General features: G+C 67.8%; 13 protein-coding genes. 4 read left to right on the forward strand and 9 right to left on the reverse strand.

Annotation, left to right across the window (positions count from 1 at the left end; genetic code table 11):
* The first annotated feature begins 40 nt into the window (after positions 1-40).
* From ACW4E8_RS11225 to ACW4E8_RS11235, 3 genes are all read left to right on the forward strand, one after another.
* Positions 41-1585: an acetolactate synthase large subunit gene (locus ACW4E8_RS11225; RefSeq protein ID WP_456804741.1), complete on the forward strand. Its 1545-nt coding sequence runs from the start codon at positions 41-43 to the stop codon at positions 1583-1585.
* 131 nt (positions 1586-1716) lie between these two features.
* Entirely contained in the window at positions 1717-2109 is a 393-nt protein-coding gene (locus tag ACW4E8_RS11230) for a Zn-ribbon domain-containing OB-fold protein (RefSeq protein ID WP_051591783.1), read from the forward strand.
* Positions 2110-2113: 4 nt separating this feature from the next.
* On the forward strand, positions 2114-3286 hold the full coding sequence (locus ACW4E8_RS11235; protein WP_456804575.1) for a thiolase: 1173 nt from the start codon (positions 2114-2116) through the stop codon (positions 3284-3286).
* 757 nt (positions 3287-4043) lie between these two features.
* Here ACW4E8_RS11235 and ACW4E8_RS11240 read toward each other — a convergent pair.
* The 9 genes from ACW4E8_RS11240 to ACW4E8_RS11280 all read right to left on the reverse strand — a co-directional run bounded on the left by ACW4E8_RS11240 (position 4044) and on the right by ACW4E8_RS11280 (position 13207).
* A complete protein-coding gene (locus tag ACW4E8_RS11240; protein ID WP_456804576.1) occupies positions 4044-4454 on the reverse strand; it encodes a hypothetical protein in 411 nt (136 codons plus the stop codon).
* A 131-nt stretch (positions 4455-4585) separates the two neighbouring features.
* A complete protein-coding gene (bcsZ, locus tag ACW4E8_RS11245) occupies positions 4586-5773 on the reverse strand; it encodes a cellulose synthase complex periplasmic endoglucanase BcsZ (protein WP_456804577.1) in 1188 nt (395 codons plus the stop codon).
* Positions 5774-5959: 186 nt separating this feature from the next.
* A complete protein-coding gene (locus ACW4E8_RS11250) occupies positions 5960-6622 on the reverse strand; it encodes a hypothetical protein (protein WP_456804578.1) in 663 nt (220 codons plus the stop codon).
* 11 nt (positions 6623-6633) lie between these two features.
* Positions 6634-7626, reverse strand: a complete 993-nt coding sequence (gene surE / locus ACW4E8_RS11255) for a 5'/3'-nucleotidase SurE (protein WP_456804579.1) — start codon at positions 7624-7626, stop codon at positions 6634-6636.
* Positions 7627-7718: 92 nt separating this feature from the next.
* Positions 7719-8744: a 4-hydroxy-2-oxovalerate aldolase gene (dmpG, locus tag ACW4E8_RS11260; RefSeq protein WP_340521575.1), complete on the reverse strand. Its 1026-nt coding sequence runs from the start codon at positions 8742-8744 to the stop codon at positions 7719-7721.
* 10 nt (positions 8745-8754) lie between these two features.
* The gene (locus ACW4E8_RS11265; RefSeq protein WP_456804580.1) at positions 8755-9663 is read right to left on the reverse strand and encodes an acetylating acetaldehyde dehydrogenase; all 909 of its coding nucleotides are present in this window, start codon (positions 9661-9663) and stop codon (positions 8755-8757) included.
* Positions 9664-9708: 45 nt separating this feature from the next.
* Positions 9709-10491 (reverse strand): 2-oxopent-4-enoate hydratase, encoded by a 783-nt coding sequence (dmpE, locus tag ACW4E8_RS11270; protein WP_456804581.1) that lies wholly within the window; start codon positions 10489-10491, stop codon positions 9709-9711.
* Between the two features lie 67 nt (positions 10492-10558).
* Positions 10559-12121 carry a DUF1302 domain-containing protein gene (locus tag ACW4E8_RS11275; RefSeq protein WP_456804582.1) on the reverse strand — a complete coding sequence of 521 codons (1563 nt, stop codon included), beginning with the start codon at positions 12119-12121 and terminating at the stop codon, positions 10559-10561.
* A 297-nt stretch (positions 12122-12418) separates the two neighbouring features.
* Positions 12419-13207 (reverse strand): SDR family oxidoreductase, encoded by a 789-nt coding sequence (locus tag ACW4E8_RS11280; RefSeq protein ID WP_456804583.1) that lies wholly within the window; start codon positions 13205-13207, stop codon positions 12419-12421.
* A 126-nt stretch (positions 13208-13333) separates the two neighbouring features.
* Here ACW4E8_RS11280 and ACW4E8_RS11285 point away from each other — a divergent pair, with 126 nt between their 5' ends.
* Positions 13334-14206: an alpha/beta fold hydrolase gene (locus tag ACW4E8_RS11285; RefSeq protein ID WP_456804584.1), complete on the forward strand. Its 873-nt coding sequence runs from the start codon at positions 13334-13336 to the stop codon at positions 14204-14206.
* Position 14207: the final 1 nt, after the last annotated feature.

Below are 14207 nucleotides of genomic sequence, written 5' to 3' on the forward strand. Positions count from 1 at the left end.
GAACCTGAGCGGAACCCGAGACATGGAAACTACCCAACCGATGAACGGCGCCGAGAGCCTGGTCAAGACCCTGCTCGCCAACGGCGTGGACACCTGCTTTGCCAACCCGGGCACCAGCGAGATGCACTTCGTCGCGGCGCTGGACCGCATCCCGGGCATGCACTGCGTGCTGGGCCTGTTCGAAGGCGTGGTCACCGGCGCGGCCGATGGCTATGCGCGCATGGCCGGCAAGCCCGCCGCCACGCTGCTGCATTGCGGCCCGGGGTTGGCCAACGGCCTGGCCAACCTGCACAACGCGCGCCGCGCGCAGACGCCGGTGGTCAACATCATTGGCGACCAGGCCACCTACCACCGGCCGCTGGACGCACCGCTGACCGCGGATACCGAAGGCTGGGCCCGTCCTGTCTCGGTGTGGACGCGCACGGCCACGCAGGCTGCGTCCGTCGGCGCCGATGCCTCGTCGGCGGTGCAGGCCGCATGCGCCGCGCCAGGCGGGGTCGCCAGCCTGATCCTGCCTTCCGATGTGTGCTGGGATGCGGGCGGCGTGGTGGCCGCGCCGCTGCCGCCGCTGGCGGTGCCCAAGGTCTCGCCCGACGCCGTGCAGCAGGCCGCGCGCGTGCTGCGCTCGGGCCAGCCCACGCTGGTCGTGCTGGGGGGCAGCGCGCTGCGCGAGGCGCCGCTGGCCGATGCGCACCGCATTGCCGCAGCGACCGGCGCGCGGCTGATCTCGCCCATGTCCAATGCGCGAGTGTCGCGCGGCAGCGGCCTCCTGGCGGTGGACCGCGTGCCATATTCGGGCGACGTCGCGCGCGACAAGCTGGCCGGCATCCGCAACGTGATCCTGGTCGGCGCACCGGCGCCGGTGACGTTCTTTGCCTACCCGGGCAAGTCGCCGCGCCCGTATCCGGAAGATGCCGTGATCCATGTGCTGGCACGTCCGGAGGAAGACCTGGCCGAAGCGCTGGCCCGGTTGGCCGACGAGGTGGGCGCCCGCAATGCGCCGCTGCCGGCTGCAGCAGCGCCCGCATCCGTGGAGCCCGCCCGTGGCGCGGTCACGTCCGAGGCGGTGGCACGTACGCTGACCGCCTTGCTGCCCGAACAAGCCATCGTGGTGGAAGAGAGCATCAGCTTCGGCCGCGCCTTCTATCCGGGCACGGTCCACGCGGCTCCGCACGACTGGCTGCAGTTGACCGGCGGCGCCATCGGCGAAGGCCTGCCGCTGGCCGTGGGCGCGGCGGTGGCGGCGCCGGACCGGCGCGTGGTGGCACTGCAGGCCGATGGCTCGGCCATGTACACGCTGCAGTCGCTGTGGACCATGGCGCGCGAGCGGCTCGACGTCACCGTGGTGCTGCTGGCCAACCGCAAGTACGCCATCCTGCTGGGCGAGCTGGCGGGCGTGGGGGCCAACCCGGGCAAGACCGCCCTGGACATGCTGGACATCGGCAATCCCGACCTGGACTGGGTCAAGCTGGCCAACGGCATGGGCGTGGAGGGCGCGCAGGCCAGGGACATGGAGCGTTTTGCCGACCTGTTCCGCATGGCCAATGCGCGCAAGGGGCCGTTTGTGATCGAACTGGTGATCTGAGCGCGGCGCTTTCCGCATTCAATAATCCAGCCTTCGGCAGATGTGAATTGTTGCAATGCACAGACTGCGGCAAGCTCATTGCCGTGCCATGGAAGGCCCATGGCGGCACCATCAAAAGTGAAGGAGACTCCATGCCCCAACAAGAAGCGGCGGTGGGTCCGGACAAGGCTTATGCGGACCAGCTCGCCGCTGGCCAGTTCCGCATCCAGCATTGCCAGGACTGCAAGCGCCACGTGTTTTTCCCGCGCAATATCTGCCCGCACTGCGGCGGCGACACGCTCGCCTGGGTCGAGCCCAAGGGTACCGGCACGGTCTACTCCACCAGCGTGATCCGCCGCAAGCCGGATGCCGGCGGCGACTACAACGTGGTGCTGGTCGACCTGGATGAGGGCGTGCGCATGATGAGCCGCGTGGAAGGCATTGCGCCCGCCAGCGTGCGCATCGGCATGCGTGTGCAGGCGCGCGTGGCGCAGGGCAAGGAAGGCGAGGCCGCTCTCGTCGTGTTCGATCCGGTGGAGGGCTGAGGCCATGAGTTTGTCCAATTTGCGTGGCAGCGTCGCCATCGTCGGGGTCGGCCAGGCGGGCATGGGCGAGGCCCACGGCAAGACTGAAATGGAAATCCTGGTGGAGGCCGCCAAGGCCGCCGTCAGGGATGCGGGCCTGTCGATGCGCGACATCGACGGCATCGCCACCGCCAGCGTCGGCGCCAGCATGTGGGTGATGCCGGTGGCCGAGTACCTCGGCATCAAGCCAAAGTTTGTCGACAGCACCATGATCGGCGGCTCCAGCTTTGTCTCGCACATGCTGCCGGCGATGATGGCGCTCGAATCGGGCCAGTGCGATGCGGTGCTGGTCTGCTACGGCAGCAACCAGCGCACCTCCACCGTCGGCCGCGCCGGCATCTCCAAGGTGCGCGCGGTGCTGGACCCGCAGCCGTATGAGCACCCGTACAGCCCGCTGCAGCCGATCACGTCATATGCACTCGCCGCGGCGCGCCATATGCACCAGTACGGCACCACGCGCGAGCACCTGGCCGAGGTCGCCGTGGCGGCGCGCAAGTGGGCGCAGCTCAATCCGGAAGCGATGATGCGCGACCCGCTCAGCATCGACGACGTGCTCAATGCACGGATGGTGTCCGACCCGCTGTCCGTGCGTGACTGCTGCCTGGTCACCGACGGCGCCGGCGCCTATGTGATGGTGCGCGCCGACCGCGCCAAGGACCTGGCCAAGCCGCCGGTCTATGTGCTGGGCAATGCCACCGCCACGTGGCACCGCCAGATCTCGTGCATGCCGGACCTGACCGTCACGGCCGCCAAGGAATCCGGCGAGCGCGCCTTCGCCATGGCGGGGCTGAAGCCGTCCGATGTCGACGTGGCTGAGCTCTACGATGCTTTCACCATCAACACGCTGCTGTTCCTGGAAGACCTGGGTTTCTGCGCCAAGGGCGAGGGCGGCCAGTTTGTCAGCGGCGGGGGCATTGCGCCGGGCGGGAGGCTGCCGGTGAATACCAATGGCGGGGGGCTGTCATGCGTGCATCCTGGGATGTATGGCATGTTCATTACCATTGAGGCGGTGCGGCAGTTGCGGGGTGAATGTGGGGAGCGGCAGGTGGAGGGGGCCGAGGTTGCCGTGGTGCATGGGAATGGGGGGACGTTGTCTAGTCAGGCTACGGCGGTTTTGGGGACTGGGGCGACGGTTTAGGGGGGCTTGGGGCCTGGTTCGATGTTGTCGTAGGTCGACGGCCTTGTTCCGCCCTGCTGGGCGGGTCACTTTCTGTCCGAGCGACAGAAAGTAACCAAAGAGCGCGTCGCCTGGGCGGCTGGCCATAAATTGCACGGTGTTGGTCATATGGCGGCGGTGCTTGCCGTTTTTGCGTGGTTGCCCGTTCGACCCAGCTACGCTCCCTGTCTGGTGCCTGCGTCGACGGACTATTGGACGAACCCGACTTTAGGCTATTGGCAGCCTACTAACCAGGTTATCGGTGGGACGCCTTCGGCTGCGCTGCGCGCACTCAGTATCGTAGGTCGGGTGCCCTGGCACAGAGTGCATCGCTGCGCTCGCACCGCGCTGTGGTGAATGATGCCAGGCCAAATGCGCAAGCCAGAACGCGGTCGTTGGCGCTACCACGTTAGGGCCGGCGCGAAGCGCAGCCGAAGGCGTCCCGCCGACGCGGTGGTTAGCAGGCTGCCAATGGCCTAAAGTCGGGTTCGTCCAATAGTCCGTGGACGGAGGCACCGGACAGGGTGCGTAGCAGGGTCGAACCACCTACCACATGAACGGAAATCACCGCCGCTCGCACCACCCCCGCCGCCAAATTGATAGCCAGCCGCTCAGGCGACGCGCTCTTTGGTTACTTTCTGTCGCTCGGACAGAAAGTGACTCGCCGGCTACGCCGGCGAAACAGCCACGCTCGCCAAGATTGACAAGCTACCGCATGGCATACAACCCCCAGCCCACCTCAATCCGCCAACTCAGGCCACCCCTGCTCACCCCCCAACCCGGGCAATATCCGCACCACATATTCATGCAACCGCGACAATTCAAGCGCAATCCCATCCGGAAACCCCTGCCGCCCACCCCGCTTATCGATCAGCAGCTCAACCAGAAAAGCATGCAGAGCCGCCGGGTTGGCTGCAAGCACAGCCAGATGGTTGCCGATGCGCGCATAGCGGCGGCATAGCTCCACGGGGCGCGCCTCGGCCGGCAGCGACGCCAGCCACCGCATGGCGACGTCTGAAAGCAATGTATCTTGCGGCGACGGCGCTCGCCGCACGCCGCTCCAGTCAGGCTCGGCCTGCAATGGCGGCGCGCCGTCCAGTACCTTCTTTGCTTCCTCAACGGTGACGAATTCAAAAGAGAGGGGTTCCATTGCCGGCTCCGGGATCAGACCAACGCGCACCGCTGCGCATTAACGCGCATTCTAGCGATTACGGCGCTTCGCAGGCTATCTTGATGGCCATGTCAGCCTCAGCCTTCGTGCGCCTTCTTCGCTAGCGCCTGTCAGCGCGCGGGGCATCCGGTCTCCCATGCGGGGACGAGCGCGCCGTCGTGCGCGAAGCGGAACTGGCCGTCGAGGTAGCCCAGGCCGAACAGCGTCAGCACCTGCGTGTGGTAGCCGGGCGGCTCGCGCTGCGCCAGTTCGCGCGTGCGGCGCGCTTGCGCGCTGGCCTGGTCGGCGCGGCCGAGCGCGGCCAGGTAGGGCGCCACCGCGGCGGAGAAGCCGCCGTTGCCGGCGTTGGGGCCGGGCTGGCCGGTCTGCGTATCGACGCGTTCGGGCGGGAAGCCCTTGGCCGCCACGTAGTCCGCCAGCGGCGTGAAGGTGCGCAGCAGCGCGGCGCGCTGGGGCTCGTCGCTGGCCAGCATGCCGGCCCACAGGTAGACGCGGATCGCGTTGTAGGCGCTTTCGGCGTGCGTTTGCGCATCGGGCAGGAAGCCGCGACCGGTCTCGTATTCCACCCAGTCCGGCGCGAAGCCGCGCGGCGCGGTGTCCAGCATCAGCCTGGCCGAACTGGCCACCAGTTGCTGCCAGGCCGGTTCATCGGGCAGCAGCGTGGCCAGCCGGCGCATGACCTGCATTGGCACGTAGCTTGGGTTGAGGCGCCAGCGGCGCTCGCTCAGGCTGAATCCCTGCGTTCCGGGAAGCACGGTGCGGCCCAGGCCCGGCAGCACCGCCGTTTCCTCGCGCAGGATGCGCCGGGCCATCAGCGTGCCCAGCGCGGTGAAGCGCCGCTCCTGCCAGAGCCGGCCGGCCTCCAGCAGGGTGTAGGCGAGCCACAGGTCGGCGTCCGAGGCCGGGTTGGCATCGATCACGCCCCAGCTGTCCGTGGCCTTGCCGGCAGACCTGGCCTGCTCCGGCGGCAGCCGTCCCCAGATCCAGGCCGGCAGGTGCGCGATCAGGTCCCCCTGAGCGAGGTTGTTCTCGGTCCAGGCAAGCAGCTTGTCGAAGCTGGCGCGGTCATTGGCGGCGAGGGCAAAGAACAGGCCGTAGGCCTGGCCTTCAGAGACCGTGGCCTGGTTCTCAGTGCTGGCGTCGATCACGCGGCCATCGGCGCTCAGCAGGGTTTGCCTGAAGGCATCCCAGTCCGCCCACTTGCAGACCGGGGCGCTGGCAGCCGGGGCGGCCAGCGAGGCACAGGCCAGCGCACCGGCGAGCAGCCATCGGGTCAGGCCCGTCAGCGTGCGCCGCATGTCAGCTCCGGTTGCGCTGCCCATATGCCCGAAAAGCACCGCGCGAGCCACATTTCCTCCGGTTCTAAAAAAAGATTCAGGGGTGATATAAAAAAGCAGAAACGCCGCCCCTGGCAAGGGGGCGGCGTTTGCGGTTGGCAAACCGGCCGCTTCAGGCTACCTGTTGGCGGCGCAGCGGCAACCGCCTCACCCGCAGGTTCCGTCGGCCACGCACACGCCGCGCGCCACCATCTCGCCCATGAAGTCCATGGAAGCCTGGTCGGCAATCGCGTCGCGCAGCGCATCCAGCGCGGCATCATGGGGATCACTGGCATTGCCGGCCTCGAGCGGTGTGTCATGCCAGCGCCGGGGTACGGCAGCGGGGTCGATATCGACCCCGGCTCCTGTTGCCAGCGCCGCCAGCACGGAGGACTCCGCTGCGGCCATGGCGTCGGCAGACAGGTCCCTGGCGCGCCCCTGTCCGAAACTGTCGAACGCCTGGCCCGGCGGCCCGCCCAGCAGCTTCCACAACGCCAGTTCGGTCAGCGGCGAGCAGTTCACGGTGCGCCCGCCCAGCACCAGGCCATGCAGCCGCAGGCGGTTCGGCTCGCCCTGCGCGAGCCCGCCCTCGCAGCGCACCATCAGCGCCCCGCCCGAAACCTCGGCCAGGCGGAATGCGCCCTTTGCATCGGTGGTTGCGTTGCGCACTTGTCCTTTTGCATCGCGCAACTGCACGGTGGCGCCTGCCAGCGCGGCGCCGACGGCAGCCGTGCCGCTCACTTCCGGCGCATGGTCATCCCCGCATGCTGCGACAGCCGCGACCCCGCATGCGAGCACGAGGTGGCGCCAGGATCGAAGGTCCTTGCCCATGGTTGCTCCGCCTAAGGTGCCAGGGTGGCCAGCTCGCGGCGCGAGCGGTTGAACAGGCCGCGCGCCAGCGGCGTCGGGCGGAAATCAACGTCAAGCGGCGAGATCGTGATGAACTTGGCCAGGAAGGCCGGCGTCTCTGCAATCCGCGCCAGCGCTGCCGGTTCGGTCTCCGGCGCGCCCACGTCGATCGATACCGTGTTGTCGGCATTGCGCTTGTAGGCGGTGGTAAAGGAATCCACCGTGCCAGGCGTGGTCAGGCGCACGCCGGCAGGGGTCCCGCCGGCAACGATCGGGTAGTTGATGCTCAGCGGGTGGGCCACCGGCAGCAATGGCTGGCCGGCAGTGCGCGTGGCTTCCAGGCTGGCAATCACGCGGGCCAGGAAGGCCCCGGCCTTGGGGAACGCGGCCACGGTGCTGCCGAAGCCGGTGCGTGCTTCGGCAAAGTCCACGCCGACGCTCAGCGCAATGCCGGGCACACCGCGGCGCGCGGCGAACAGCACGTTCATCACCGTGCCCGAGTGCGGGATGGAGTCCGACAGGTTCTCGCCGAAATTGGCCCCGGAGACGACCAGGTCCGGCGTGAAGCTGCTTTCCGGCCCGACGATCTTCAGGCCCATGGCGGTGGCGTCCACCGGCGAGCCGCTGCCCAGGTAGTCCGGGTTGGTGGCATTGAGCGCGCCGCCTGCGACAAAGGTGGTCTTGACCCGGTGCACGCAGAACGTGTCGGCGCTGCCGGCGAGCGGATCGACCACCAGCCGGGTGCGCCCGTCGGGCACGGCATAGGCAGCGCCCGAGCCGCTCTGGTTGCTGGCCGGCCCTACCGTGATGACGCGGTGGCCGGCGTCCTGCAGGGCCTTGCGGACCGCGCTGATGCCAGGTGCGGCGCAGCCGTCGTCATTGGTCAGCAGCACATTGAGTGCCTGGGCGGGGCTGGCCGCGGCAGCCAGTGCCGTGGCCGCGATACCGAGGGAAGCGAGCCGCAGGCGGGCGCGAAGTCGAAGCATGGGAACCTGTCTCCTTACTCTTATGCGTGGTGAAAGCAGTGCCCGGCCGCGCAGCGACGCCGCCAGGTTTGATAGATGCCGGGGCGGCACCGTCACGGCACCAGCAGGCCCCGTTCGCGCGCCAGCGTGATCGCCGTATCCTCGATCATGTCCTCCTGCCCGCCCACCAGCCGCTGCCGGCCGAGTTCCACCAGGATCTCGCGCGCGGGGATGCGGTATTTGGCCTCGGCGCGCTTGGCGAACAGCAGGAAGGACGAATACACGCCGGCATAGCCCAGCGTGAGCGCGTCGCGGTCGATGCGGATGGGGTGGTCCATGATCGGCACCACCAGGTCCTCGGCCACGTCGGCAATGCCGTATACGTCGACGCCGGTCTCGATGCCCATGCGCTCGCACACGGCCACCAGCACTTCCATCGGCGTATTGCCGGCACCGGCGCCCAGTCCCGCCGCGGCGGCGTCGATGCGGCTCGCGCCGCAGGCAATCGCGGCGAGCGAATTGGCCACGCCCATGGCAAGGTTGTGGTGACCGTGGAAGCCCAGCTCGGTCTCGGGGCGCAGCGCCTGCCGCACGGCGCCCAGCTTCTCGGTGACATCGTGCGGCAGCATGTGCCCGGCCGAGTCGGTGATATACAGGCAGTTGGCACCATAGCTCTCCATCAGCAGCGCCTGCTGCACCAGCGTCTGCACCGGTGCCATGTGCGCCATCATCAGAAAGCCCACGGTATCCATGCCCAGCTTGCGCGCCATGCCGATATGCTGCTCCGAGACATCGGCCTCGGTGCAGTGGGTGGCGACGCGGATGGTATGCACGCCGATCTCATGCGCCATGCGCAGGTGGTCGACGGTGCCGATGCCGGGCAGCAGCAGCGCGGAAACGCGCGCCTGCTTCAGTTCGCCCAGCACCGCGCGCAGGTATTCCTCATCGCTGTGCGCGGGGAAGCCGTAGTTGACCGAGGCGCCGCCCAGGCCATCGCCGTGGGTGACCTCGATCAGCGGCACGCCGGCGGCGTCCAGCCCGCGGGCAATGCCTTTCATCTGTTCCAGCGAGATCTGGTGGCGCTTCGGGTGCATGCCGTCGCGCAGGGTCATGTCGTGCAGGGTGATGCGTTGGACCATGGCTGGCTCCTCAGGCGTTGGCAGTTTCTTGCGCGCTGCCGGCGCGCATGGCGGCGGCGATGCACTCGGCGGTGCGGGCTGCCGAGGCGGTCATGATGTCCAGGTTGCCGGCATACTTCGGCAGGTAGTCGCCCAGGCCCTCAACCTCCAGGAAGATCGACACGCGCTTGCCGTCGAACACCGGGCCGTTCTTCAGCGTGTAGCCGGGCACGTACTTGCGCACTTCGGCAATCATGTCGTGGACCGAGGCGGTAATCGCGGCAACGTCGGGCGCATCGTCGGTCAGGCAGTGGATGGTGTCGCGCATGATCAGCGGCGGCTCGGCCGGGTTGATCACGATGATGGCCTTGCCCTGGCGCGCGCCGCCCACGGCTTCGATCGCGCCCGCCGTGGTGCGCGTGAACTCGTCGATATTGCGGCGCGTGCCGGGCCCGACCGAGCGCGACGACACCGTTGCCACGATCTCGCCATAGGCCACCGGCTGCACGCGCGATACCGCATACACCATGGGGATGGTGGCCTGCCCGCCGCACGTGACCATATTGACGTTCATCTCGTTGCTGCCGATATGGGCGTCCAGGTTGACCGGCGGCACGCAGAACGGCCCGATCGCCGCCGGCGTCAGGTCGATCACGCGCACGCCGCGCGCGGTCAGCCTGGCCGAGTGCTCAGCGTGGACGTAGGCGGAGGTGGCATCGAAGGCGATGCGGATATCGTCGGCCTCCAGGTGCGGCAGCAGGCCGTCGATGCCGTCGCTGGTGGTCTTCAGCCCGAGCTCGCGCGCACGCGCCAGGCCTTCGGAGGACGGCTCCACGCCGACCATCCAGACCGGTTCCAGGATGTCGCTGCGGCGCAGCTTGTAGAGCAGGTCGGTGCCGATATTGCCGGGCCCGATCAGGGCACATCGGATCTTGTTCATGAGGTCTCGCTTGGCAAAGTCAGGAAGTCAGGAAAGTCTTGGAAGTCAGCAGAACACGGCGCTGCAGCCGCCGATGCCGGTGATATGCATGGACAGCCGGTCGCCCGCCTGCACCGGAATCAGCGCCGCCAGCGAACCCGACAGGATGGTCTCGCCGGCCAGCAGGGGAATGCCGAAGCTGCCCAGGGTGTTGGCCAGCCATGCCACCGCGTCGGCGGGATGCCCCAGCGCGGCGCTGCCAAGCCCGGTGGCCACGCACTCGCCGTTCTTCTCAAGCGTCATCGCGCATGCGCCCAGGTCCAGCGCGTGCGGGCTGACGCGTTCCTCGCCGAGCACATAGACGCCGCAAGAGGCGTTGTCGGCGACGGTGTCCTCGATGCGGATGCGCCAATCCTGGATGCGCGAATCCACGATCTCGAAGCAGGCCGCCACCGCTTCGGTGGCGTCGAGCACATCGTCGCGCGTCACGCCCGGGCCGCGCAGGTCGCACCGCAGGAAGAAGGCAATCTCGCCCTCGGCGCGCGGCTGGATCAGGGTATCGGTGGGGATGGGCTGCCCGGCGGCGTACTGCATGCTCTGCAGCAGGATGCCGAAGTCCGGCTGGTGCACGTCCAGCATCTGCTGGACAGCCTCGCTGGTCACGCCGATCTTCTTGCCGGTGATGCGGTCGCCGGCCGCCAGCCGGTGGGCGATAAAGCCTTGCTGGATGCGATAGGCAGCGTGGACGTCGAGCCCCAGTCCGCGGCCGCTGAGCGGCGGCACCGGCGAGCGCGTGACCAGCGCATGGTGGAGTTCATTGCTGAGCGTGGTGATCAGGTCGGCGTTCATGGCAGGGGAGGGTCGGGCCGAACTGCCGCGGCGGCAGCGCGCCGCGGCAGTTCGGGTCAGGACAAAGTCAGAACGAATACTTGGCGTTGAAGGCCACGTAGTCGCGGTCAGCCAGCGGACGGTTGGCGATGTTGGCCCCGCCGATGAACGCGGCGTAGGTCAGGTTGAGCTCCAGGTTGTTCAGGTACTTGAAGGTCAGCCCAACGCTGGCGCGCTTGTCGCCATAGCCCATCAGCGTGCCGAAGGCGCCGGCCACCGCCGACTGGCCGCTGAACTGCTGAGCGTAGGTGAGCGGCACTGACATGTCCCAGCCATCGAACACATTGTTGTAGTTCAGCGACCAGCCCACCTGGAACGCCGCCGAGTTGCGGGTGTTCGACAGCTTGCTGAAGCCCATCACCGGGTCCACGTCCAGCACGTGCAGGTAGGCGACTTCGCCCAGCAGCGTCTGCGAGTCGGCCAGGAAGGTCGGGCCCACCGAGTAGATGGCAGAGAGCTGGCCCTGCAGCGCCTTGCCGCGCGTCGCGGTGGGCGAGCCGGCCACGTCCACCAGCATCGGCACGCCGTCCTTGTAGCTGACTTCACCGGCGACGTTGGCGCCCAGCACCTGCGTGGAGAAGCTGGCGCCGGTCAGGTTGATGCCGCCGTAGAACTTCTGCTGGTACTGCAGCGTGGGGAAGAGCGAGGTGACCACGCTCGGGTTCTTGTCGTGATAGCGCAGCTGGTAGAGTCCGATCTCGGTGCTTTCAAATACGCGGAAGCGCGCGCCCACGCCCCATTGCCCCCAGTCCGAGGGGCGGATATCCGGGCCGCGCGGGATATTGAAGCCGGGTCCGATGATGAACTCCGCGCCCGGGCCGACCACGTCGGAGGTGCTGAAATAGCTGCCCGGTGCGAAGATCTGGTTCGGCTTGTAGGTGAACTGGTAATAGCCCATCACGCTGAATGCCGGCGTGACCTGCAGCTGCAGCGACGCCTGTGGCACCGGCAGCAGGATGTCCTTGACCTCGGCGCCCGGCACGAAGGCCTTGGTGGCATCGGCAGGCCCTTGCGCGCCGGCGATATTGGCGAAGAACAGGCTCTCGCCCCAGGCGACCACCTGATTGCCCAGCTTGAAGCTCAGCTGCGTGCTGCCGATCGGCGTCGCGCCATAGACATAGGCATCGAGCAGTTGTGCGCGGTGCTCGTGATAGTCCTTCGCGGAGTCGGTGAACTGGTTGAACGGGCCGCTGTGGTTGACCGTGAACGGCGCATTGTTCGAGTTGGTGCCGCTGTAGGCCCAGTCCTGGAACACGCTGCCGCGCACCAGTGCCCCGAAGGCATCGTGCTTGAGATGCGCTTCGCCCAGCAGCGAGACGCGGTTGGCGATCATGTCGCCGCGCTTGAAGTTGCGGTCGCCATCGTCGCCGTTGATATTGGCCGGGCTCAGCAGCGTGTTGCTCTGGTGGCCGGTGCGCACTGCCGCCCCGTAGGAGGCGGTGACGCTGTAGTCGAGCGTGGTGTCGTGGCCAAGGTCGATGGTTTCTCCCGCCCTGGCTGGCGTTGCAAGCAGCGCGGCCAGTGCCGCCGCGGCAGCGATTGGCCGCAGCCGGTTGCGGCGTTTCAGTGGGCCGAATGGTGAATGGTGCATGGTGGTCTCCCCGTGGTGTCGGTGTTGGTTCATTGCCTGGCACTTCGAATGGCGCTCGCCTGGCCGCAAGCGTAGAGAGGGGCAGCCATGCACAAATCGGCAGAACGGACTAGTCCACTGAATCACTGAAATTGGTCGGTGCCTGCCATGTCATGCGGGCGCATCGCGTCGTTGCAAATGCTCGCAATAGCCGTGCTATGGCTGCGCTTTGCGCCTAGCGCTGCATCCCGCATGACATGTCCTTCACCTCCCATTTCAATGATTCAGTGGACTAGCGTTTTCCCTACGGGCGGCCGCTCAGCCGCGATTGAGCGAAGCCGCGTCGAGGAAGGCCGGGCGCTCGCCGCCACCGTCGATCACGAGATTGGCGCCCGACACGTACGACGCCTGCGGCGATGCCAGGAACAGGCACGCGCCGGCGATGTCGTCCGGGTGCGCGAGCCGGCCCAGCGGCACCGTCGCGGCCATGGTGCGCAACGCCTCGGGGTCGCCGTAGTGCTGCTGCTGCGAGGTGTCGGTCAGCACCATGCCCGGGCTGACCGCGGCAACGCGCACCTTGGGCGCCCATTCCACCGCGAGCGTGCGCACCGCATTGAGGATGCCGGCCTTGGCGGCACCATAGGCCGCCGTGCCGGGCGAGGGACGCAGCGCGCTGACGCTGCTCACGAACAGCTGCGTGCCGCCGCCAGCCTGTTGCTGCATGCGTGCATTGGCGCGCTGCGCGAGCTGCAGCGGCGCCACCAGGTTGAGCCGGATCACCGATTCCAGCAGCCGTGGCGAGGCCTCCGCGACCAGCGCGAACGGCGAGCCGCCGGCGTTGTGGATGACCACGTCGAGCGTGGGGCTGGCCTGCGCGATCTGCGCCAGCATGGCATCGACCTGTTCGATGTCGCGGATGTCCGCCGGGATGAAGCGGGCGCTGCGGCCATCCGCGGCCGGCAGTTCGCTGTCGTCAGCGGGTGCCGTGCGGCCGCACACGAAGACCTGCGCGCCGGCGCGCAGGAAGGCCTCGCTGATGGCGCGGCCGATGCCGCGCATGCCGCCCGTGACCAGCACGGTCTGGCCGGTGTAATCGAATCCTGTCATGGGTCCCCCTTGATGCATGGAGCGCCCATCGTAGGAGAAGTGGCCGTCCGGCTCGTAGTCCGAATGAACGATGCCCGCGCTGGCGGCGCTGCGCAATATGCTGGGCAAACCACGGGAGACGCCCTCATGTCCGCTTCGTCACAGCACACGCCTTTGTCCCCACACCCGAAGCTGCCGGTCGGGCGCTTCATCACCACGTCCACGGGCCTGCGCCTGCACTGCCTGGACTCCGGCAGCGGCGAGCCGGTGGTCTTTATCCACGGCAGCGGACCGGGTGCGAGCGGGCACAGCAACTTCCGCCACAACGTGCCGGCCTTCGCCGAGGCGGGTTTTCGCACCGTGGTGGTGGACCTGCCCGGGTATGGCCTGTCGTCCAAGCCGGACGATGTCGAGTACACCCTGGACTTCTTCGTCGCCGCGCTGCGTGAGCAGTTGCTGGCACTGGAGCTGCCGCGCTGCGTGCTGGTGGGCAATTCGCTTGGCGGCGCCATCGCGCTGCAGTACGCGCTGGACTTCCCGGAGCATGTCAGCCGCCTGGTGATGATGGCGCCCGGCGGCGTGGAAGAGCGGGAAACCTATTTCCAGATGGAGGGCATCCAGCGCATGGTGTCGCTGTTTACCGGCGGCCACATGAACCCGGACACCATGCGGCAGCTGCTGCAACTGCTGGTGCACGACGCCAGCCTGGTCACCGACGCGCTGGTCGACGAGCGCATGGCCGTGTGCCGCGAGCAGCCGCGCGAGGTGCTGGCCACCATGAATGTGCCCAACCTGACCGCGCGGCTGGGCGAGATCCGGTGCCCGGTGCTGGGCTTCTGGGGCACGGAAGACCAGTTCAATCCCGCCTCGGGCGCCACCAAATTCCTGGCCGGCTGTGCCGACGCGCGCTTTGTCATGATCAACCGCTGCGGCCACTGGGTGATGGTTGAGCACGCGGCCTATTTCAACCGTGAATGTCTCGGCTTCCTGGCGGATACCGCCCAGGGCGGCGCGGCATAAT

This window comes from Cupriavidus sp. CP313, assembly GCF_054072015.1.

What these genes read in the sequence shown, in the direction of transcription:
- ACW4E8_RS11225 (WP_456804741.1), top strand. Translation starts at nt 41, where the DNA reads ATGAACGGCGCCGAGAGCCTGGTCAAGACCCTGCTCGCCAACGGCGTG.
- ACW4E8_RS11230 (WP_051591783.1), top strand. Translation starts at nt 1,717, where the DNA reads ATGCCCCAACAAGAAGCGGCGGTGGGTCCGGACAAGGCTTATGCGGAC.
- ACW4E8_RS11235 (WP_456804575.1), top strand. Translation starts at nt 2,114, where the DNA reads ATGAGTTTGTCCAATTTGCGTGGCAGCGTCGCCATCGTCGGGGTCGGC.
- ACW4E8_RS11240 (WP_456804576.1), bottom strand. Translation starts at nt 4,454, where the DNA reads ATGGAACCCCTCTCTTTTGAATTCGTCACCGTTGAGGAAGCAAAGAAG.
- bcsZ (WP_456804577.1), bottom strand. Translation starts at nt 5,773, where the DNA reads ATGCGGCGCACGCTGACGGGCCTGACCCGATGGCTGCTCGCCGGTGCG.
- ACW4E8_RS11250 (WP_456804578.1), bottom strand. Translation starts at nt 6,622, where the DNA reads ATGGGCAAGGACCTTCGATCCTGGCGCCACCTCGTGCTCGCATGCGGG.
- surE (WP_456804579.1), bottom strand. Translation starts at nt 7,626, where the DNA reads ATGCTTCGACTTCGCGCCCGCCTGCGGCTCGCTTCCCTCGGTATCGCG.
- dmpG (WP_340521575.1), bottom strand. Translation starts at nt 8,744, where the DNA reads ATGGTCCAACGCATCACCCTGCACGACATGACCCTGCGCGACGGCATG.
- ACW4E8_RS11265 (WP_456804580.1), bottom strand. Translation starts at nt 9,663, where the DNA reads ATGAACAAGATCCGATGTGCCCTGATCGGGCCCGGCAATATCGGCACC.
- dmpE (WP_456804581.1), bottom strand. Translation starts at nt 10,491, where the DNA reads ATGAACGCCGACCTGATCACCACGCTCAGCAATGAACTCCACCATGCG.
- ACW4E8_RS11275 (WP_456804582.1), bottom strand. Translation starts at nt 12,121, where the DNA reads ATGCACCATTCACCATTCGGCCCACTGAAACGCCGCAACCGGCTGCGG.
- ACW4E8_RS11280 (WP_456804583.1), bottom strand. Translation starts at nt 13,207, where the DNA reads ATGACAGGATTCGATTACACCGGCCAGACCGTGCTGGTCACGGGCGGC.
- ACW4E8_RS11285 (WP_456804584.1), top strand. Translation starts at nt 13,334, where the DNA reads ATGTCCGCTTCGTCACAGCACACGCCTTTGTCCCCACACCCGAAGCTG.